Raw genomic sequence first — 20218 nt, 5'->3', positions numbered from 1 at the left:
CTTGATCTATCTCGCGATCAATTGGGGGGCAGGTCGAAATCGTCGCTGCGCCGCTGTTCGGAGTTGCTGAGCAACTCGTCGCTGCGCTGCGGTCGCTGCTGCGTCGTCGGAGTGAGCAATTGCGCCGGGGTGGGCGTCGCCTTGGCGCCATAGGGCGCAGGCGGCAACGACGCGCCCGGTGCGGGCTGCAATTGTTTGGCGGCGCCGCAGCCGGCGAGCGCCAGCACCAGTGCGAGGGGGATCAGGCGCTTCATGACAGGCTCTCCCGCGCAGCCGCGATCGCGGCGCGCACGTTGGCGGGCGCGGTACCACCGAAGCTGGTCCGGCTGGCGACCGAGGCATCGACCGACAGCACGTCGTACAGGCTCTCGTTCACCCGCGCGTCGATCGCCTGGAATTCGGCATAGGGCAGTTCGTCGAGCCGCACTCCCAGTTCCTCGGCGCGTTTGACCGCGCGGCCGGTGACGTGATGCGCCTCGCGGAACGGCAGGCCGGCCTCGCGCACCAGCCAGTCGGCGAAATCGGTCGCGGTGGCGAAGCCGCTCTCGGCCAGCCCGCGCATCCGGTCGGTGCGGAAGGTCGCGCTCTCGATCATGCCGGTCATCGCCGCGATCGACAGGCCGAGCAGGTCGTGCGCCTCGAACACCGGCGGCTTGTCGTCCTGCATGTCCTTCGAATAGGCGAGCGGCAGGCCCTTCATCGTCACCATCAGCGCGGTCTGGCAGCCGAGGATGCGCCCGGCGTGGCCGCGCACCAGCTCGGCGGCATCGGGGTTGCGCTTCTGCGGCATGATCGAGCTGCCTGTCGACCATTGGTCGGACAAAGCGACGAAGCCGAACGGCTGCGACGCCCACAGCACGAATTCCTCGGCGAGCCGCGACAGGTGCAGCGCGGTCTGCGTCGCGGCGGTGAGGTAATCGATCGCGAAGTCGCGGTCGCTCACCGCATCGAGGCTGTTGCGCGTCGGGCCGTCGAAGCCCAAGGCCGCCGCGGTCATCTGCCGGTCGAGCGGGAAGCTCGTTCCCGCCAGCGCCGCCGAGCCCAACGGACACAGGTTCATCCGCGCCCGCGCGTCGCGGAAGCGCGAGATGTCGCGTGCGACCATCTCGACATAGGCCATCAGATGGTGGCCGAGCGTCACCGGTTGCGCCGATTGCAGATGCGTGAAGCCGGGCATCACCGCATCGGCATGCTCCTTGGCGCGGGTCAGCAACGCCTGCGTCAGCGCGTCGAGCGCGGCGAGCACCTGATCGATCGCATCGCGCACCCAAAGCCGGAAATCGGTCGCGACTTGGTCGTTGCGCGAGCGCGCGGTGTGCAGCCGGCCCGCGACCGGGCCGATGCGGTCCGCCAGCTTCGCCTCGGTCAGCATATGGATGTCTTCGAGCGCCAGATCCTCGGGCACGCCGTTCGCCGCATAATCGGCGGCGACCGCGTCGAGCCCGGCATCGATCGTCGCGGCGTCCGCGGCCGAGACGATGCCCTGCTGCGCGAGCATCGCGACATGCGCCTTCGATCCGGCGATATCCTGTCGCCACATCCGCTTGTCGAACGGGATCGATGCGTTAATCTCACGCATCACCGCCGCCGGGCCTTCGGCGAACCTGCCGCCCCACATCGAATTGGAACCGCTCATGCTCTTGGCCTCTTCCGCGCGCGTCGCGATCGTCTGTCTCCTGGCGCTCACCGCCGCGGGCTGCGATAGGCAAAGCACGCCCCCCGAGCAAGCAAACGCGCAAGCGAACGTGAGCGCAGCGTCTCCGGACGAGGCGACCGGGGCCGCCGCGACCGCGCAGATCGGCCTCGATCGCAGCCACAAGGGCGAGGCCGCGCCCGCCACCGGCTTCAAGGACGCGACCGGCAAAGCGACGACGCTGGCGGCGTTCAAAGGCAAGCCGGTGCTGGTAAACCTTTGGGCAACCTGGTGCGGACCGTGCGTCGCCGAGCTGCCGACGCTCGAAGCGCTGGCGAAGAGCGGCAATATCCGCGTCGCCGCGATCAGTCAGGACACCGGTGCGGCCGCGGAGGTGCCGGCGTTCCTGAAGGATCATGGCGCGCCGACGCTGACGCCCTACCTCGACAACAAGATGGCGCTCGCCTCGGGCTGGAGCGCGAATCTGCCGACGACGATCCTGTTCGATTCGGCGGGCAAGGAAGTGTGGCGCTGGAACGGCGGCAACGACTGGAACAGCGCCGCCGCGGCCAAGCTGATCGCCGAAGCGGGGTGAGGTTCAGACCGTCATCCCACCCACCCCGTCACCCCGGACCCGTTCCGGGGTCCCCTCTGCGGCGAGGAGCGGCTTGAGGCGGAACCGCACATCTGCGGATCGGTGGCGCGTCCGGGGTGACGGGTCTGGTCGGGCAGAGGTCGCTACCTTCGGCAAACGGGATCGTTCAAGTCCCTCACCCCAACGTGACCGTCTCCACCGTCACCACCCGCGCGATCTGCGGCAGGATGTGACGGATCGCGAAGTCATGCAGCTCGGCGGAGCGCGAGGTGCACGCATCCTCGACGATCACCACGTCATAAGACAGCTCCCACGCCGCCCGCGCAGTCGATTCCACCCCGAAATTGGTCGCGATGCCGGCGATCACCACCGTCTTCACGCCGCGGCGACGCAGTTGCAGGTCGAGGTCGGTGCCGGTGAACGCCCCCCAATGGTGCTTGAGCACGACGACGTCGCCGTCCTGCCGCAACCCGTCGACCAGCTCGCTGAACCCCGGCGGCGTCCCTTCTGCGGGCAGACGCGGCTGATCGACGTTCAGGCTCGGCATCGTCTCGGGGGTGAACCCGACATGGACCAGAACCACCGGCGCGCCCTGCGCACGGAAGCGTGCGGCGAGCGTCTTGCCCGCGGCGACGACGGCGTCGGCGCCGTGTGGCCCCTTGTCGCCGGCGACGATGCCGGCCTGCAGGTCGATGAGGATGAGGGCGGTGGAGCGGGGGTCGAGCGTCGGCATGCCGCGTTCAACCGGTCGCGCGCGCCCCGGTTCCCGGCTCGATCTCCGGCCCGATTTCCGGTAACGCCCGCGGCACCCAGATCGCCGAATCGTCGTCGCCATAGGCGTCCGCCGCGCCTTCCAGCGCGGTGACGCCGACCCAGGCGCAGACGATCGCGTCGAGCATGTCCTCATGCGCCTTCGCGGCGATGCCCGAGGGATGATCGGCGAGCGGCGGCAGGTGATCGGCAAGCGCGTCGAACCGCGTCGCGAGCAACGCCGCGATCCGCCGCCATTCGGCATGGAACAGCCCGCGCCGCACCGCGAGCGGCGCACCCGGCCAATATTTGGCGCTGTTGCCGGCCTTGTACGGCAAGCGCCGGCTGCCGCCCGCGAGGCGCACCAGCGCCGGATGCGGATAGACCTCAATCAGCCCGCCCGCCTGCGCATCGCGTGTCCGCAACGGATAGCCCGCCGCGGCGAAGCCGGCACGCAACGCGTCGCTCAGCGCCCCCGGCCGTTCCGCGCTGGGCGAATGCGTCGCGCAATGCCACGCGCCGAACGCCCGCGCGATCGCATTGTCGGACGGCCGCCGCGCGACGATAGGCGTGAGCGCCAGCGGCATGTCGATCGCGACAAGCCCGACGGGCGCACCCGCCAGCGCGCGTGCCGCATCGAGCAGCGCAGCCACGTCCGGCACCGCCCCCATCGGCGCACCGTCGAGCATTTCGCCGCGCGCGAGCGCCAGGAAGTACGCATAGGACGGCGCCACCGCGCATAGCGTCCACCGCCCCGCCCGCCGCACGGCGAGCGCCACCCCGCTCGGCCGCATCGCGGTCCACGCCGCGTCGATACCGAGCACGACGAGATCAGGGTTCAGCGGTGAGGAGAGATCGCACATGTGGCGAAAATGCCGACCAAATTTATCTGCCACATAAAAATCTTCCGCATTTTGAGTAACATAACGAACTGAGATAAATTAAGTAACCTTCGCTTGGCGGAGCCTCAAAGTTAAGTGCCTAAGATACCGGATCTTCGAACGACTCCATGCCGCAGCCCGCATCGAGATCGCAGCCATAGCAAAGTCCTGCAATCCATTAACGCGAGCGCCGGACGCTTTACGGGACAAGTGGATGACGTGGGTGGCCGTGCCGGTCCAGCCCGACGTGCTCGCGCGCGTGCTGGACCGGCACGACGACTACAGGGTCCTGAGGCGGATCCGTACCATGGACCGAAGCCCCCCGCATGGTGGGCGGGTCGAGGGGATGATCGGCCTGGCGCTCGACCTCGAGACGACCGGACTCGATCATCGCGAGCACGAGATCATCGAGCTGGCGATGCAGCGGTTCAGGCTGGATCAGCATGGCAGGATCATCGAGACGGGCAGACCCCGCACCTGGTTCGAGCAGCCCTCGATCCCTATTCCCGCACACATCACGGAGATCACGGGACTCGCCGACCCGGATGTCGCCGGCCGGTCGATCGCGGACGGCGAAGCGGGCGCGATGATGCTCTCCGCCGACTTCGTGGTCGCACACAACGCCCGCTTCGATCGTGCTTTCGCCGAGAAGCGGCTGCCGATGGCCGCCGGTCGGCCTTGGGCCTGCTCGCTCAACGATGTCGACTGGACGGGAATGGGGTTCGAGAACCGCACCCTGTCCGGACTTCTGGGACGCATGGGCTGGTTCTTCGATGCGCATCGAGCGCAGACCGACGTCACCGCCCTCCTGCATCTGCTCGATCACCCGCTGGACGACGGCGGCACGGTCGCAGGGCGGATGGTGGAGCGCGCCCGGCGATCCGATTGGATCGTTGATGCCGTCGACGCCCCGTTCTCGGCCAAGGGGGTCCTCAAGGAGCGGGGTTACAGATGGATCGCCGAGCGGAAGCTCTGGTCCGCGGCCGTAGCGGACGAGGCGATCGCCGACGAGATCGCCTGGGCGAGTCTGATGCTGTATGGCGGGCGCCGCGAGCCACGCACGCGCAGGATCACCTGGACTGAGAGGTATTCGGCGTCGGACTGAAGTCGCATCCGCTTCTGCTCCGAGAGATAGTTCGATCTGACTCAGATAAAGCCGATACTGTCATTTGACCTTCACAAAAGGGTTCCAACTTGCCGATGCCGAAGGAGCCATCGGAAGGGATAACCATGTCGAAGGTCGTAGAACTGGATGCCGTCGAAACGTCGTCGATCAGCGGGGGCGGGTTCTTCCAAAGTCTGGGATGGGCATATGACAATCCGGGTGAGGCCGTCGGTATGGGGGCCGACAAATTCCTTGCCTGGTACAGGCTTACGCCGAACGAGGATCCCAACCTCTTCATCGGTTGATTTCCAGACGATGCAAATGGTAAGGCTGCAGCCCGCTGCGGCCTTACTTATATAATTGTGATTTTGATGAGCATCCGTATCGCAAAGTATGTGGCATTGCTCTTCGCGTCGATGATGCTTCTCGCCGGCGTCGCAAGTCTGATCAACCCCGCCGCGGCAGCTCAGAATCGCGCCGTTCGTAGCGGAGTTCAGCACAAGATCCTCAACCTCCTTCTGATATCACCCGTCGTGGAAAGCTTGATCGTCCTTCTTGTCTACCGCATCTTATTTCGGAATGGAGCAGGCAGATCAAGGACCATCGGGTTCGTAGCTCTGATCTCCATTATAGCCTTCATGTCCCATGGTGCAGACCTCGGAGCCTTGTTTCCGGCGCTCATGTTTGCAGCGGGCTCGACATTCATGCTTCGCACGGTCCAGATCCACGGACAGAATGCGGTTCAAGGCTTCATCGGCATGCTGGCGATACATCTATGCTATAACGCGGCATACCTCTTGGTTCCGGCATAGCGGATCAGGTCAGTTTTCCGTCCCTAAGGGTGAGACAGTAGTCCGCGGATTCTATCGTCTCCGCCCGGTGCGCTATGACGATCCGGGTAATGTTGAGGTCTCTGATAGCTCGGTTGATCACCTTCTCGTTCTCGGCGTCCAGATGGGCGGTCCCCTCGTCCAGCAACAGCAGCCGGGGCTGGCGATATATCGCCCGGGCCAGCAGCAGGCGCGCCTTCTGACCGCCGGACAGCGCCGACCCCATGTCCCCGACGAGCGACTCGTACTTCATCGGCATCGCCATGATCTCATGGTGGATCGCAGCGATGGCGGCGGAGCGCATGATCCTTTCGGGATCCGCGGCGTCGTCGAAGAGAGCGATGTTGTCGGCGATCGAACCTGCGAAGAGGCTGTCCTCTTGGAGGACCGCGGCGATCTGGGACTGATAGTTGCGGTGGCCGAAACGGTGCAGCGGCGTCTCGTCGATGAGCACTTCGCCTTCATCCGGCTCGACCAGCCCGAGGATCAGCTTAGCAAGCGTCGACTTGCCGCCCCCCGAAGGTCCTGTGATCGCGATGTACGATCCGGCCGGGACATCGAGATCGATACGGTTCAATATCATGGGATCGGTGGGAGAGTAGCGATACATGATGCCGCTCAGACGGATCCGGCCGCTGAAGGGCGTCTCCTGCCCCGAACCGGCGGCGAAACCCCTGTCCTCGTCCTCCAGTGCGATGTCGCCTAGACGTTCTAGGTGCAGTCCCAGCATTCGGAACGCGATCCCTTGATCGATCAGGGACGCGGCGCGCGTGAGGAACTGCTGCTTGTAGGCTAGGTACGCGACGACCATGCCGACGGAGAACCCCCCGGACAGGACCAGCCTTATGGCCAGCCAGATCGTCACGACGTTTTCGAGACCGAAGATCAGCGTGTTCGCAGCCTGCTGCCAGATGCCGATGCGCGACACCCCGATCGCCGCATTCGTCGCGTCCGCCAGGCGGTTCTGCCAAAGGACGTGTCGTTCGGCCTCACGTCCGAACAAACGCAGCGTGACGATCCCCCTAACCGTCTCGATCAACGTGGACTGCTCCTTCGCCACCGTGACGATCCCCGCTTCGCGCGCATCCCGTTCGAACCCGAACGAGATGAGGCGCACCACGGCATAGGCAAGGAAGGCCGCCAGTGCGATCAGAGCGAGCCCGGTGCTGTACCAGAGCATGAGCGCGAATGTCAGAACCGCGAGGATGCCGTCGACCAGAGATCCGACCAGCCCCTGCGTCAACGCGTCCTGTATCGGCTGCACCGACTGGAAGCGCGACAGCACGTCGCCCACATGTCGGCGTTCGAACCATTCGACCGGAAGACGGAACAGACGCCGCGCGAGATTGGTCGCCAGCGTGTAACCCATGATTGTGCCGACCGAGAGCAGCACGAAGCCGCGCAGCAACGACGCGCCTGCGTTGAAGACGGTGAATAGTCCGAACCCGAGCGCGAGAACCGCGAGCAGGTTGCTGTCAAGCGCCGGCACCACGCTGTCCAGCGCGAGCTGCATGTAGTACGGCGACGCTAGCGTGTACGCCTGCAGCACTATGGTCAGCGCCAGGGTCTGCGCGGCCGCCCGCTTCCAGCCCCGCATCCGTCCACAGAGGTGGCGGAGATGAAGTCGCTGACGGTGATTCGCGGGCTCGAAGCCGGTTGACGGGCGGAGTTCCAAGGCCACGCCGGTGAAGTGACGGGAGACTTCCGCCAGCGGCATGCGCCGTGCCGCGCCCGATGCCGGATCGAGGATGAGTGCGCGACCGCGCTCGATCCGCTCCAGAACCACGTAATGGTTCATGTCCCAGTGCAGGACCGCCGGAAGATGCAGGTCGGCAAGCGCGTCCAGGGGCAGCTTGACCGGCCTGGATGCGAAGCCGAGATCGTCCGCCACCGCTATGAGGCTCTTCAGAGACGCCCCCCTGAGGGACGGCGCATGACGCCGCCGCAAGGTGTTCAGATCGACGTCGAGCCCATGGTATCCTGCCACCATCGCAAGGCAGGCGAGTCCGCATTCGGCGACCTCCGTCTGCCGAACGTGACGGACCGTACTGCGCCCGAAGAGACCAAGGTCCAGCTTGGCCATGTCAGCGGCGGCGAACGGCGAGAATGGGTTCGAACAGCCACTCGGCCAGCGTGCGCTTCTCCGTGACGATCCTGGCGGTCAGGGTCATGTCGGGTTGAAGACGATGGAAGCGACCGAAGGCGTAGATCCGCGGTTCGTCGATGGAGGCGATCACCAGATAGACTGGTTCGGAACGTCCATTCGCCGAAGCGCGATTGACGGCGGCAGAACTGATCCTGCTCACGGCGGCTCGGACCGAACCGAACCGCGTGTAGGGGAACGCATCGACCTGCAGACGGACCTCCTGCCCGACCGTCAGGAAGCCGGCCGCCTCCGTCGGAACATACAGCTGCGCCTCCAGCCTAGCGCCCGCCGGCACGATCGTCATCAAGGGGGCGGCCGGCTGTGCGGGTTGTCCTATCCGGGCGGTCACCGCAGTGACTACACCGGCGATCGGAGATGTCAGCGTATAGCCGCGTGACGCTTCCACGTCGAACCGCCGCTGAGCGACCGAAGCCCGGTCTCCTGCGATCCCCGCCGCTGCCGCCTGTGCGGTGCGGCCCGCTTCCTCGATCGCCCGGCTGGCCTCGATAAGGCTTGCCTGCTTGTCGGCACGCGTCTGTGCAAGACTGGCCAGCTGCTGCTGACGTCCGACCAAGGCCTCCTCCCGGGTCTGTAGGTCACGCCTGCTGAGAAACCCCTTTGAGGCGATCACCTGGGAACGGTCATAGTCGCCCTGAGCCACCTCTACCAGGCGGCGCTGACTGACGATCTGCTGATCGAGCGCCGCCGTCTCTGCGCGCAGTCCGGTGATCTGGGCTGCGAGGCGCTGACGAGTGGCGCCAGCGCCGGCGAGGGTCGATCGCTGCTGCGCGGCTAGCTGCGCATCCTGCTCGCCGAGTGCCGTGAGTACCTGGGTAGGACCGGTGCCCCCCGCGCGCCCGATCTCCTCCACCCGAACGGAGACCAGAGGCGACGCGGCTCGCACATGCTCGCCTTCCTTCGCCGGAATGGCGGTTACGATGCCTGCTCGTGAGGGTACGATCTGAGCAGCGCCGAGATCGGGCTCTATCTGCCCCACCACCGTCTCGACCCGCGCATATGATCCGGCGAATAGAAATGCGATCGACGTAGCCAGCATCGCGAGCATGCCATACCCGATCAGATGCCATGAGACGGGCATCGCCAAAGAAACGTCGCCATGCAGTCTGTTCTGTTGAGCCAGCTGTACTTCGCGTCTAAACATAAACCTCACATGACCCGACGCCAACCAAACAGCAAGACCTCTTAAGATGCCAGAAGCATCTTTCCATAGGTCTGAGGTCCGACCTTCCCGCCGCTCCGATCTGTCAGAAAGACGTGTGGGATCAAAGGCGGCGTGGAAGAGACGGATCGACGTTCGGGAAACCAGAGTGTCGAGACAACGTTACGGGCCGGCACCATCGCAGCCGCCGGAGGCGATCAAAGCAGCCAGGTGCAGACTTCGGGACGGTTACGATGGGTCAGCTCCATCATCAAGGAAGACCGGGTTACCGGTTCAACCCGACCAAGTCATGCCGATTCGCACTGCGACGGAGCCGGCCGCCGTAGACGATTGATCGTCAACGGTCGGCACGCATGCTCATCCAGATCTGCTTCAAGCAGAACAGGACGATGGCGAGGAGAATGGTGACTATGGCTACCGGGCCGAACGAACCCAGCCAGTCGACCACCGACTGGTCGGGGGAAACCGTTCCGCTCAGCAGCTTCAAGGATGCGAAGGGGACGGAGATGAGCATGATCACGCTCACGTAGAAGAGAACCGTTTTCCTCGCGTTCGGTATCAGAGAATCCGAAACGGTGCCCGAGGCCCCAGACGCTCGGAACCAAGCGAGCGAGGCTACATACGACAGATACACGATGAGGCTGAATGCGGTCGACGCAACCGCGACGAATTGGTCGTCCTTCCTGGAGGATGTCGACCAGTGCGTGGATTTGAAGAGAATCGCGGTCAGGCAGATAAGAGATCCCGCGACGCCCGCATTGATCAGGATGTCGGACAGGATCGCCTGCTTCCGTGACAGCCTGAACACCTTCGTCAGGATGGCTCCTTTGGGGCGAATAGAGAACGAGAACACCTCGTCTCCGTGATCAACGAAGAATGCCATCTATTCGCCCCGGGGATCGTCCGTTACTCGTAGAAGGATGCAGCTACGATCGACGCCGATCCACCAGCCAACGCTGCGCCGGCGATGCTGATCGGAGTTCCCAGGCCCGCCGCGGCGATGCCGCCGCCGGCCATGACGCCGAGAGTGCCCCAGATGAAGTGGGTGGCGCTGAAACCGCCGTTGATCGCTTCCAGTTCGTCCGCGTTAAGTTCTACAACTTGCATAAGAACCCCTCTTTTGCCGGAACGGCACGTCACAGTACTACGATCAAACACCGGATCAAGAGAACGTTGGATCCAAAATGATTTAATCGAGGCCGACGTCGATTTTGCGACCGCAGGCTGCCCAGAGGCGAAGGTAGATCCCGTTTGGCTTCGGTGCCCTTGCGCTTGGTGGACGGTAGAAGCTCGTGCTTTTGCTGCGGAATCGCGCTCTAGCCTCCGAGGGCTTGGAGTCGATCCATACGAACGTCATCACCGACTATCGTCCGCCAACGACGCGCTATCAGCCAACTCACGGTGAGCGACAGCGCCCAAGCTGGGAACGAGCTCATGATGATCCCAGGCCCCGGCGGACCATGTCGTACTGCACGTCTGACTGACGTCAGGGCCAAAGCCATGCGCACGTTAGACCGTAGCCTAGCATCGCTATTGGCATGATGGACCCCACTACGATGATTCGAGCACTCGATACCGCCGGGGCCATCATCAAAACATGCGATTATTCGGCGTTTTGCTGCTCATTGACGATCATGTCGGATCGTCGCTTAGCCCTCGTTGGCGAAAACTGCTCGTTCTAAAAACCAGCTGTAGCGCATGTTCGCCACATAGCTCTCGCGTAACTGCCAGTTAGCTTTGCTCGGCAGAAAACTGGATGCCCGACAAGGACTCGAACCTTGATTGACGGAGTCAGAGTCCGCTCTCTTACCATTAGAGGATCGGGCAATCGCAGGCGGCGCATTTAGGGCGCGGGTGCCGGGCTGTCAACGGGGCAAAGCACCTCCGCTTGTCGCAAGCGCCCGCACGCGCTACCTAGGGGGCAAGCACCGAGCGGGTATCGTCCCGCGACGGCAGTACAAAACAGAAAGTCACCACGGCTATGGGGGATCGATCCGCCCGAATGCCGTACCGGCAGGAGCCCCCTGCCCGTCCGGCGCCGAGCCGGCCGCCCCGCGGCCGCTGGTCCGACGCGCAGGCGTTCGCCGCGCTGGACCTCGGCACCAACAATTGCCGCCTGCTGATCGCGCGCCCGCAGGGCGACGGTTTCGCGGTGGTCGATGCCTTTTCGCGGATCGTGCGACTTGGCGAAGGGCTCGCCGCGACCGGGCGGCTCAGCGACACAGCGATCGAGCGTACCATCGCGGCGCTGCGCGTCTGTGCCGACAAATTGAAGCGCCGCAACGTCACGCTCGCGCGCTCGGTGGCGACCGAGGCGTGCCGCCGCGCCGCCAACGGCACCGACTTCATCGCCCGCGCTTATGCCGAGACGGGCATCCACCTCGATATCATTTCCGCCGAGGAAGAGGCGCGGCTCGCCGTGCTCGGCTGCCATGCGCTGATCGAGCCGGGCGACGATCCGGCCCTGATCTTCGACATCGGCGGCGGCTCGACCGAGCTGGTGCTGATCGACACGACGCCGGGCGCGATGCCGCGCGTGCTCGACTGGCATTCGGCGCCATGGGGCGTGGTGTCGCTGACCGAACATGCCGGCGGCGGCGAGGGCGAGAGCGGCCGGCTCGCCGCTTACGACCGGATGCGCAGCATCGTCGCCGAGAGCTTCGCCGATTTCGCCGCGCGCCTGCCCAAGGACGTGGCGCGGCCGCGCCTGCTCGGCACCAGCGGCACGGTGACGACTCTGGGCAGCGTCCACCTCGGCCTCAGCCATTACGACCGCGCGCAGGTCGACGGGCTGATCGTGCCCGCCGATGCGATGCGCCGGATCAGCGCCGATCTGTCGCGCAAGTCGGTGCGCGAGCGCGCGCAGCTCGCCTGTATCGGGTCGGAGCGCGCCGATCTGGTCGTCGCCGGCTGCGCGATCCTCGAGACGATCCTCGATCTCTGGCCGGCCGAGCGGCTCGGCATCGCCGATCGCGGCATCCGCGAGGGCATTTTGCGACGTCTGATGGGGAGTCCCCGACCGTGAAGAGGAAGATCGCTTGAGCCGGGATGGTGGCGGCCTGCGCACGCGGGTGAAGACGGCGCGCGGCCGCACCGCGCAATCGACGCGCTGGCTCGAACGCCAGCTCAACGACCCCTATGTCAAGCGCGCGCGCGCGGAGGGCTATCGCAGTCGCGCCGCGTACAAGCTGATCGAGCTCGACGAGCGGTTCGGCATCATCCGCGGTTCGAAGCGCGTCGTCGATCTCGGCATCGCGCCGGGCGGCTGGAGCCAGGTGATCAAGCGCCGTCTGCCCAAGGCGGCAGTGGTCGGCATCGACCTGCTGCCGGTCGATCCGATCGACGGTGTGACGATCTTCGAGATGGACTTCATGGACGATGCCGCGCCGGGCAAATTGATCGAGGCGCTGGGCGGCGCGCCCGATCTGGTGCTGTCGGACATGGCGGCGAACACCGTCGGCCATCCGCAGACCGATGCGCTGCGCACGATGGCGCTGGTCGAGACCGCTCTGGCGTTCGCGGTCGAGGTACTGGAGAAGGGCGGCACGTTCGTGTCGAAGGTGTTCGCCGGCGGCGCGGACCAGCAGCTCGTCGCCGAGATGAAGCGCAATTTCACCACGGTGAAGCACGCCAAGCCACCGGCGAGCCGCAAGGGCTCGGTGGAATGGTTCGTCGTCGCGCAGGGGTTCAAGGGCAGGTCAGCGGAGTAGCGCAGCTAGTCCGCGTCGCGGACCTGCCCCGGCCAGCGTCGCGGCACGCGACGACTGACGACGCGGCTTCGCCGCGGCGCGGACCGGTGCCGTCCCTCGACCCCACCCTCGTCATCCCGGCGAACGCCGGGATGACCGATGCGCGGATGCACATTCCCCCAAACGCAAACGACGCGGCAAAGCCGCGTCGTCAGTCGGGCTTGGCGCCCGCTGGCCGGCATTCGGCCGATCCCGGTTTAGCGTGGCTAAACCGGGGCCTCATGCTCACCCGTCGTAATCTGCACCCAGATTCTGGTTCCGCGGCGGCGCGGCGGCGGTCAGGCGGAGCGCCTCGGCCGAGGCCGAGAGCGAGCCGACCGCGTCGACCTCGTCGTCGTCGTCGATCTGGACGCGCTGCAGGCTGTTGATCACCGCCTCTTCGAGATTGTCCGGACGGACCAGCTCGTCGGCGATCTCGCGCAGCGCGACGACCGGGTTCTTGTCGCGATCGCGATCGAGCAGCAGTTCTGCGCCGCCCGAAATCTGTCGCGCGCGCTGTGCGGCGAACAGGACCAGATCGAAGCGGTTGGGGATCTTGTCGACGCAATCCTCGACAGTGACGCGCGCCATGGACGCTTTCCTTCGCAAATACCGATGCAGTGAAGGCGGGGGCGTAAGCGGGTGCGTCCGCAAAGTCAAGAAATGCGCAGTTGCGCTTGTACGGCGGCGGCGCAATCGCCACAGACGGGCGATGGCCGACCCCGCCCCCCAGCCGACCTTCACCGTCGACGGCAACCGGTTGACGCTGCTCGACACCGGGCCGCGGCGGCTCGACGCCTTGCTCGCGCTGATCGAGGGCGCGCAAACCGACCTGCGCATCCTTTATTATATCTACGCCGACGACGCGACCGGCCGGCGCGTCAACGCCGCAATGATCGCGGCGGCGGAACGCGGCGTCGCCACCGCGCTGATCGTCGACGGCTTTGGCAGCGAGACCGACGATGCCTTCTACGCACCGTTACGCGCGGCGGGCGTGTCGGTGTGCCGCTTCTCGCCGCGCTTCGGCCGGCGCTATCTGCTGCGCAACCACCAGAAGCTCGCGCTCGCCGACGCGGGCAGCGACGAGCAGCGGATCATCATCGGCGGCTTCAACGTCGAGGACGATTATTTCGGCACCCCCGCCGATGCCGCGTGGCGCGATCTCGGCCTGCTCGTCGAGGGGCCGGCGGCGGGGCGGCTCGCCGGCTATTTCGACGCGCTGCACGATTGGGTGCGCGAGCCCGGCGGCAAGGTGCGCCACCTCAACGCGGCGCTGTCGCGCTGGAGCGAGACGCGCGGCCTGACCCGCTGGCTGATCGGCGGCCCGACGCGGCGGCTGTCGCCCTGGGCGCGCGCGGTGCGCGACGATCTGCGCCGCGGCCGGCGGATCGACATCATCGCCGCCTATTTCACCCCCTCGCCCACCATCCTCCGCCGGCTCGACAAGGCGGGGCGGCGCAAGGCCAAGGTGCGGATCGTCACCGCCGCCAAGTCGGACAATGCCGCGACGATCGCCGCCGCGCGGTTCACCTATGCCGGGCTGCTGCGCAAGGGCGTGCAGCTCTTCGAATATCAGCCAACCAAGCTGCACACCAAATTGTACGTGATCGACGATGCGGTGCACGTCGGCTCGGCCAATTTCGATATGCGCAGCCTGTTCATCAACATGGAGCTGATGTTCCGCGTCGAGGATCGCGCCTTCGCCGACCATGTCCGCGGCTATGTCGAGGGGGAGATCGCGCGGTCACAGCCGATCACCAGGGCGTGGTACAAGGCGCATACCGGCCCGGTGCAGCGCATCCGTCAGTTCTTCGCCTATCTGATGATCGCGGTGGTCGACCCGAGCGTGTCGCGCGGGCTCAATTTCGGGATCGATGAATAGGGCGAGCGCCTATCCTGCCCCCTCAGCGCCCGAGCGCGTCGACGTGCACGCGCGACGCCTCGGGGATCAGCGCTTCGAGCACCGACCAATAGCCCGCCACCGCCTCCTGGCCGGCATGCGAATAAGCGCGCGCCATCTTCTCGCGCTGTTCCTCGTACAGCGCCTGTTCGAGCGCCTCGCCGGTGTCGGTCAGCCGCAGCAGCCGGTGGCGGCGGTCGAGATCGCCGTGGCGCATCTGGACGAGGCTGCGATCGACCAGGTCCTTCATCACCCGGCCGAGCGATTGCTTGGTCACGCCGAGCAGGTTGAGCAGCTCGCCGACGGTGATGTCGGGCTTGCGGCCGATGAAATACATCGCGCGATGATGCGCCCGCCCCAGGCCGATCTCGGCGAGCTTGTCGTCCGCGCTGCGCACGAAGCGCGATTGGGCGAAGATCATCAGCTCCATGCCCCGGCGGATCGCCGAATCGTGCAGGAACAGGGCAGATGACAGCTTTGGTGCGTCCATAACGGACGGGCTAACTTAACCCCGGATAAAAGGGAAGTGGTTTCGCATCCGAAAACGCATCTAAATTTCGCAGATACGGCGTTTCGCGATCAATCCTTCCATGCCCAATAGAGCTGCGCGGGGGGCACGTTCCACCATTCCATGTCGTGATCGATCGATTCAAAATGCGGGGTGAGGAAATCCTTCACCTTCGGCGAAAACTGATAGACGAGGAACGCGCCGCCGGTGCGCAGCACGCGATGCGTCGCCGAGGCGATCGCCGGACCGACGCCGGCGGGCAGCGTCGAGAACGGCAGGCCCGACAGCACGTAATCGGCGTGATCGTGGCCGTGATCGCGGACGATCTGCTCGACGTCGGCGGCCGAGCCCTCGACCGCGGCGAACCGCGAATCGGTAATGGTATGATCGAGATAGCGGACGAAATCGGCGTTGGTGTCGATCGCGATCAGCGTCGCGTCCGGCGCCATCCGCTCGAGGATCGGGCGGCAGAAGGTGCCGACGCCAGGACCGTATTCGACGAACAGCTTGCAGGCGGTCCAGTCGACCGGGCCGAGCATCTTGCGGATCAGTTTGTCCGACGACGGGATGATCGAACCGACCATCACGGGATGCTTGAGGAACCCCTGGAAGAACATCGCGACCGGACTCGGCACGCCGGCTGGACGGGAATTGCGCCGGGCGGCGGTGGTCGGACTGGGCATCGTGTTCCTGTCGTTCTCGTAATCGGCCCGCGTCGACACGCGGGTGACACCCCGTGCCACGTTTTCCGAACGCGTTTCAAGACGCACGGTTGCGTTTGGCAACGCGGTTCATCGCAGCGGCCCGCACTTGCCCCGCCGCCGCAGTGGCCTAGGACGGACCCGGATGGGCTCGAAACGGGGGTGAACGGCGATGCAGCGGGCGGTGGAAGGCGAGGTCGCGGTGATCTTCATATCGCGGCGCAACGGCGAGGATGCGGCGGGCTACGACGCCGCCGCCGCGGCGATGGACGCGCTGGCGGCGGCGCAGCCCGGCTATCGCGGCGTCGACAGCGTCCGCGACGCCGATGGAATCGGCATCACGATCAGCCATTGGGCCGACACGGCGAGCGCGCAGGCCTGGCGCGACCATCCCGACCACGTTGCGATCCGCAATCAGGGCCGCGCGCGCTGGTACGATTGGTATCGCGTCACGGTGACGACGACGACGCGCGCTTATGCCTGGACGCGATCGTGAGAACGCGGCGGTGAGGGCGGACCCGCGCACGATCGATCCGCATTTCGCGTTGCTGTTCCTCGTCATGCTGACCATCGCGGCGGGCAATACCGCGTTGCAGTCGATCCTGCCGGCGCTCGGCCGGTCGCTCGGCGTCGCCGACCGGGCGGTGGCCGCCGCCTTCTCGGTATCGGCGCTGCTGTGGGTGATCGCCGCGCCGTTCTGGGCGAACCGGTCGGACCGGCATGGCCATCGCGCGCTGATCCTGCTCGGCGTCGGCGGCTTCGCGGTGTCGCTGGGCCTGTGCGGGCTGTTCCTGGCGGCGGGGATCAACGGCTGGATCGGCGGCACCGCGGCGTTCGGCTGCTTCATCGGCGGTCGATTGATCTACGGCACGTTCGGTTCGGCCGCGCCGCCGGCGGTGCAGGCGCTGGTCGCCGGCGAGACCAGCCGGCAGGATCGCACCCGTGCGTTGACGTTGCTGGCGAGCGCGTTCGGCCTCGGCACCATCCTCGGCCCGGCGATCGCACCCTATCTGTTGCTCGGCACGATCGGCGGGGTCGTGATCGGGCTTGCCGGCCCCGCCTTCGTTTTCGCGCTGTTCGGCGTCGGCGTGTGGATCGCGGTGCGGGCGCTGCTGCCCGACGACCGGCGCGCGGGGCATCGCGAACACGGCGCCTCCTCCGCTTATCCGTCGATCGGCGGCGCGCCGACCGGCGCTAGCGTCGCCGCCGCGACCCAGCCGCATGCCGAGCGGGTCGGCTATCTCGACCGTCGCGTGCGCGGCTGGATGATCGCCGGGTTGGTGATGGGCCATGCACAGGCGATGACCAGCCAGGCGATCGGCTTCCTGGTGATCGACCGGCTGGCGATCCCGCCCGATCAGGCGCTGGAGCCGACCGGCATCGTGCTGATGATGGGCGCGGGCGCCGCGCTGCTGGTGCAATGGGGGGTGATCCCGCTGCTCGGCCTCGCGCCGCGGCGGCTGGTGCTCACCGGGCTGGTCCTCGCCGCGGCGGGGGTGGCGCTGACCGGCGTGGCGACGTCGTTGTACGGCATCGCCACCGCCTATGCGCTCGCCAATCTGGGCTTCGGCTTCACCCGGCCGGGCTTCACCGCCGGCGCGAGCCTCGCGGTCGGGCCGGCGGCGCAGGGATCGGTCGCGGGCAAGGTGACCAGCGTCAACGGCGCCAGCTTCGTCCTCGGCCCGTCGATCGGCGTCGGGCTGTACGAGATCGCACGGCCGCTGCCGTATCTGACCGCGGCGGCGGCGCTGGTGCTGCTCTTCGGCTATGCGTGGGCGAGTTTGAAGGAGCGGATCTAATTCCTCCCCGGTACGGGGAGGGGGACCGCGGCCGCAGGCCGTGGTGGAGGGGGATCACCGCAAGCGCAACGCCTGTGGACGCCCCCTCCGTCACCGCTTCGCGGGGCGCCACCTCCCCGTTCCGGGGAGGGCCTTACACGTCCGCCTTGCCGCCGCGGCTCTGCAACTGCCCCGGCGAGATGAAGCCCAATGGCTGGATCGCCGCCGCATCCTGTTTCAGGCGCGAGGCGATCTGCTCGTAATCCTTCTCCATCTCGGGCGTGACGCTCGCCCGCGATTCGGTCAGCGCCTCCTCGAAATCGGCCATCGTCACTTCGGTCGATTGCAGCGACCGCCGCAGCGCGACCAGACCCGCGCGCCGCACCACGTCCTCCAGATCGGCACCGGTGAAGCGATCCGTCCGCTTCGCCACCACGTCGAGATCGACGTCGCCGGCGAGCGGCATCTTCTGCGTCTGGATCGACAGGATGCGCCGCCGCCCCTCGGTATTGGGCACCCCGACATAGACCAATTCGTCGAACCGCCCCGGCCGCAGCAGCGCCGGATCGATCAGATTGGGCCGGTTGGTCGCACCGATCACGACGACCGATTGCAGTTCCTCCAGCCCGTCCATCTCGGCGAGGATGGTGTTGACCACGCGCTCGGTGACCTGCGGCTCGCCCGCACCACTGCCACGCGCCGGCACCAGACTATCGAGTTCGTCGATGAAGATCACGCACGGCGCGACCTGGCGCGCGCGCTGGAACAGCCGGGTGATCTGCTGCTCGCTCTCGCCATACCATTTCGACAGGAGATCGGAGGATTTGGTGGCGATGAAATTCGCCTCCGCCTCGCGCGCGACCGCCTTGGCGAGCAAGGTCTTGCCGGTGCCCGGCGGGCCGTAGAGCAGGAAGCCCTTGGCCGGCCGGATGCCGAGCCGCCGGAACGCATCCGGGTCCTTGAGCGGCAGTTCGACGCCCTCCTTGAGCCGGGTCTGCGCGGCATCGAGCCCGCCGACGTCCTCCCAGCGCACGCGCGGCGCCTCGACCATCACCTCGCGCATCGCTGACGGCTGCACCCGCTTCAGCGCGCCGAGGAAATCCTCGCGCGTGACTGACAGCGTATCGAGCACCTCGGGCGGCACGGTGCGCTCCTCGAGGTTGAGCTTCGGCATGATCCGCCGCACCGCCTCGATCGCCGCCTCGCGGGTCAGCGCGGCGAGGTCGGCACCGACGAAGCCGTAGGTCGTGCGCGCCAGCTCGGCGAGATCGACCTTCTCACCCAGCGGCATGCCGCGGGTGTGGATGCCGAGAATCTCGCGCCGGCCGCGTTCGTCGGGCACGCCGACGACGATCTCGCGATCGAAGCGGCCCGGCCGGCGCAGCGCCTCGTCGATCGCCTCGGGCCGGTTGGTCGCGGCGATGACGACGAGGTTGGCGCGCGATTCGAGCCCGTCCATCAGCGTCAGCAACTGCGCAACGACACGCTTCTCCGCCTCGCCCTGCACGTTGCCGCGCTTGGGGGCGATCGAATCGATCTCGTCGATGAAGACGATCGACGGCGCCGACTTGGCCGCCTCCTCGAAGATCTCACGCAGGCGGCCCTCGGACTCGCCATAAGCCGAGCCCATGATTTCCGGTCCGTTGATCAGGAAGAAGCTGGCGTCCGATTCATTGGCCACCGCCCGCGCGAGCCGCGTCTTGCCGGTGCCCGGCGGGCCGTAGAGCAACAGCCCCTTGGGCGGATCGACGCCGAGCCGCTGGAACAATTCGGGGTAGCGCAGCGGCAGTTCGACCATCTCGCGCAACTGGTCGATCGTCTGCGCCATGCCGCCGATATCGTCATAGGTGACGTCGGCGCGGCGCTGCGTCGGCTCCTCATATTCGGGACGCAGCTCGATCTCGGTATTCTCGTCGATATGGACGACACCCTTCGGGCTCGCCGAGACGACCGCGAGGCGGATCTCCTGCAAGGCATAAGCGGGCGCGTTCATGAACTGCTGGATGCCCGGCGGCATGTTGCCGACGCGCTGATGCCCCGCAGTCGCGACGACGTCGCCCTGGCACAGGGGCCGGCCGAAGAAGGTGCGCTTGAGCGCCTGCGGCTGGCCCTGCAGGCGCAGATTGGCCTGCGCCGGCGCGAAGACGACGCGCGTCGCCGGCTTGGATTCGACCTTGCGTACCTCGACGAAATCGCCCGCGCCGACGCCGGCATTGGCGCGCTGCAGACCGTCGATGCGCAGCACCTCGATCCCTTCGTCCTCGGTATAGGGACCGACCGCGCGCGCCGGGGTCGATTGTTTGCCGACGATTTCGATCACGTCGCCTTCACCCACCCCCAGCGCCGCCATCAGACTGCGCGGCAGATGCGCGAGGCCGCGGCCGGAATCCTCCGGGCGACTGTTCGCCACCTGGATCTTGCGAGTGGTGGTATCGCTATCGGCCATGCACGTTGATCCTCGAAACCGTTTCGAGCGTGCGAGA

21 protein-coding genes and 1 tRNA gene are annotated in these 20218 nt (G+C 66.4%); 9 read left to right on the top strand and 13 right to left on the bottom strand.

Annotation, left to right across the window (positions count from 1 at the left end):
• Nucleotides 1-17 precede the first annotated feature (17 nt).
• Nucleotides 18-254 carry a hypothetical protein gene (locus tag SFC76_RS05455; protein ID WP_322848455.1) on the bottom strand — a complete coding sequence of 79 codons (237 nt, stop codon included), beginning with the start codon at nucleotides 252-254 and terminating at the stop codon, nucleotides 18-20.
• On the bottom strand, nucleotides 251-1618 hold the full coding sequence (gene argH, locus SFC76_RS05450) for an argininosuccinate lyase (RefSeq protein ID WP_322848646.1): 1368 nt from the start codon (nucleotides 1616-1618) through the stop codon (nucleotides 251-253). The genes SFC76_RS05455 and argH overlap by 4 nt, the downstream gene beginning before the upstream one ends.
• A gap of 127 nt (nucleotides 1619-1745) precedes the next feature.
• Here argH and SFC76_RS05445 point away from each other — a divergent pair, with 127 nt between their 5' ends.
• Nucleotides 1746-2228, top strand: coding sequence for a TlpA disulfide reductase family protein (locus tag SFC76_RS05445; RefSeq protein WP_322848454.1), 483 nt, complete (start codon nucleotides 1746-1748; stop codon nucleotides 2226-2228).
• Between the two features lie 175 nt (nucleotides 2229-2403).
• On the opposite strand, the gene SFC76_RS05440 is transcribed toward SFC76_RS05445, so the two are convergent.
• Both SFC76_RS05440 and SFC76_RS05435 read right to left on the bottom strand, forming a co-directional pair.
• On the bottom strand, nucleotides 2404-2961 hold the full coding sequence (locus tag SFC76_RS05440; RefSeq protein ID WP_322848453.1) for a hydrolase: 558 nt from the start codon (nucleotides 2959-2961) through the stop codon (nucleotides 2404-2406).
• A gap of 7 nt (nucleotides 2962-2968) precedes the next feature.
• Entirely contained in the window at nucleotides 2969-3841 is an 873-nt protein-coding gene (locus tag SFC76_RS05435) for a DUF429 domain-containing protein (protein WP_322848452.1), read from the bottom strand.
• A 232-nt stretch (nucleotides 3842-4073) separates the two neighbouring features.
• Between SFC76_RS05435 and SFC76_RS05430 the strand changes: the two genes are divergently transcribed.
• From SFC76_RS05430 to SFC76_RS05420, 3 genes are all read left to right on the top strand, one after another.
• On the top strand, nucleotides 4074-4964 hold the full coding sequence (locus SFC76_RS05430; protein WP_322848451.1) for a 3'-5' exonuclease: 891 nt from the start codon (nucleotides 4074-4076) through the stop codon (nucleotides 4962-4964).
• A gap of 125 nt (nucleotides 4965-5089) precedes the next feature.
• The gene (locus SFC76_RS05425; protein ID WP_322848450.1) at nucleotides 5090-5269 is read left to right on the top strand and encodes a hypothetical protein; all 180 of its coding nucleotides are present in this window, start codon (nucleotides 5090-5092) and stop codon (nucleotides 5267-5269) included.
• Nucleotides 5270-5335: 66 nt separating this feature from the next.
• Nucleotides 5336-5776: a hypothetical protein gene (locus tag SFC76_RS05420; protein ID WP_322848449.1), complete on the top strand. Its 441-nt coding sequence runs from the start codon at nucleotides 5336-5338 to the stop codon at nucleotides 5774-5776.
• A gap of 4 nt (nucleotides 5777-5780) precedes the next feature.
• Here the strand turns inward: SFC76_RS05420 and SFC76_RS05415 are convergent, their stop codons facing one another.
• The 5 genes from SFC76_RS05415 to SFC76_RS05395 all read right to left on the bottom strand — a co-directional run bounded on the left by SFC76_RS05415 (nucleotide 5781) and on the right by SFC76_RS05395 (nucleotide 10947).
• On the bottom strand, nucleotides 5781-7877 hold the full coding sequence (locus SFC76_RS05415; RefSeq protein WP_322848448.1) for a peptidase domain-containing ABC transporter: 2097 nt from the start codon (nucleotides 7875-7877) through the stop codon (nucleotides 5781-5783).
• A 1-nt stretch (nucleotide 7878) separates the two neighbouring features.
• Nucleotides 7879-9006 (bottom strand): HlyD family secretion protein, encoded by a 1128-nt coding sequence (locus SFC76_RS05410; protein ID WP_322848447.1) that lies wholly within the window; start codon nucleotides 9004-9006, stop codon nucleotides 7879-7881.
• 451 nt (nucleotides 9007-9457) lie between these two features.
• Nucleotides 9458-10003 (bottom strand): hypothetical protein, encoded by a 546-nt coding sequence (locus tag SFC76_RS05405; protein ID WP_322848446.1) that lies wholly within the window; start codon nucleotides 10001-10003, stop codon nucleotides 9458-9460.
• A gap of 23 nt (nucleotides 10004-10026) precedes the next feature.
• The gene (locus SFC76_RS05400; RefSeq protein WP_322848445.1) at nucleotides 10027-10227 is read right to left on the bottom strand and encodes a hypothetical protein; all 201 of its coding nucleotides are present in this window, start codon (nucleotides 10225-10227) and stop codon (nucleotides 10027-10029) included.
• A gap of 646 nt (nucleotides 10228-10873) precedes the next feature.
• Nucleotides 10874-10947, bottom strand: a tRNA-Gln gene (locus tag SFC76_RS05395).
• 175 nt (nucleotides 10948-11122) lie between these two features.
• Between SFC76_RS05395 and SFC76_RS05390 the strand changes: the two genes are divergently transcribed.
• Both SFC76_RS05390 and SFC76_RS05385 read left to right on the top strand, forming a co-directional pair.
• Entirely contained in the window at nucleotides 11123-12145 is a 1023-nt protein-coding gene (locus SFC76_RS05390; protein WP_322848444.1) for a Ppx/GppA phosphatase family protein, read from the top strand.
• Nucleotides 12146-12158: 13 nt separating this feature from the next.
• On the top strand, nucleotides 12159-12830 hold the full coding sequence (locus SFC76_RS05385; protein ID WP_322848443.1) for an RlmE family RNA methyltransferase: 672 nt from the start codon (nucleotides 12159-12161) through the stop codon (nucleotides 12828-12830).
• Between the two features lie 264 nt (nucleotides 12831-13094).
• Here SFC76_RS05385 and rpoZ read toward each other — a convergent pair whose 3' ends face one another.
• Nucleotides 13095-13439: a DNA-directed RNA polymerase subunit omega gene (gene rpoZ / locus SFC76_RS05380; RefSeq protein ID WP_038664062.1), complete on the bottom strand. Its 345-nt coding sequence runs from the start codon at nucleotides 13437-13439 to the stop codon at nucleotides 13095-13097.
• A gap of 121 nt (nucleotides 13440-13560) precedes the next feature.
• On the opposite strand from rpoZ, the gene SFC76_RS05375 reads away from it, so the two are divergent.
• Nucleotides 13561-14730 (top strand): phosphatidylserine/phosphatidylglycerophosphate/cardiolipin synthase family protein, encoded by a 1170-nt coding sequence (locus SFC76_RS05375; protein WP_322848442.1) that lies wholly within the window; start codon nucleotides 13561-13563, stop codon nucleotides 14728-14730.
• A gap of 22 nt (nucleotides 14731-14752) precedes the next feature.
• On the opposite strand, the gene SFC76_RS05370 is transcribed toward SFC76_RS05375, so the two are convergent.
• Entirely contained in the window at nucleotides 14753-15238 is a 486-nt protein-coding gene (locus SFC76_RS05370) for a MarR family winged helix-turn-helix transcriptional regulator (RefSeq protein ID WP_322848441.1), read from the bottom strand.
• An 89-nt stretch (nucleotides 15239-15327) separates the two neighbouring features.
• Nucleotides 15328-15939, bottom strand: coding sequence for a class I SAM-dependent methyltransferase (locus SFC76_RS05365; RefSeq protein ID WP_322848440.1), 612 nt, complete (start codon nucleotides 15937-15939; stop codon nucleotides 15328-15330).
• 190 nt (nucleotides 15940-16129) lie between these two features.
• Here SFC76_RS05365 and SFC76_RS05360 point away from each other — a divergent pair, with 190 nt between their 5' ends.
• Both SFC76_RS05360 and SFC76_RS05355 read left to right on the top strand, forming a co-directional pair.
• Nucleotides 16130-16453 carry an antibiotic biosynthesis monooxygenase family protein gene (locus SFC76_RS05360; RefSeq protein WP_322848439.1) on the top strand — a complete coding sequence of 108 codons (324 nt, stop codon included), beginning with the start codon at nucleotides 16130-16132 and terminating at the stop codon, nucleotides 16451-16453.
• Nucleotides 16434-17756, top strand: coding sequence for an MFS transporter (locus SFC76_RS05355; RefSeq protein WP_416222385.1), 1323 nt, complete (start codon nucleotides 16434-16436; stop codon nucleotides 17754-17756). Before SFC76_RS05360 ends, SFC76_RS05355 begins: the two co-directional genes overlap by 20 nt.
• A 133-nt stretch (nucleotides 17757-17889) precedes the next feature.
• On the opposite strand, the gene SFC76_RS05350 is transcribed toward SFC76_RS05355, so the two are convergent.
• Nucleotides 17890-20181, bottom strand: a complete 2292-nt coding sequence (locus SFC76_RS05350; RefSeq protein ID WP_322848438.1) for a CDC48 family AAA ATPase — start codon at nucleotides 20179-20181, stop codon at nucleotides 17890-17892.
• Between the last annotated feature and the right edge of the window lie 37 nt (nucleotides 20182-20218).

This window comes from Sphingomonas sp. CD22, assembly GCF_034556155.1.
Taxonomy (GTDB): domain Bacteria; phylum Pseudomonadota; class Alphaproteobacteria; order Sphingomonadales; family Sphingomonadaceae; genus Sphingomonas.
Note: the sequence above shows the minus strand (reverse complement) of the source record. Positions and strands in the feature narration are given on the sequence as shown.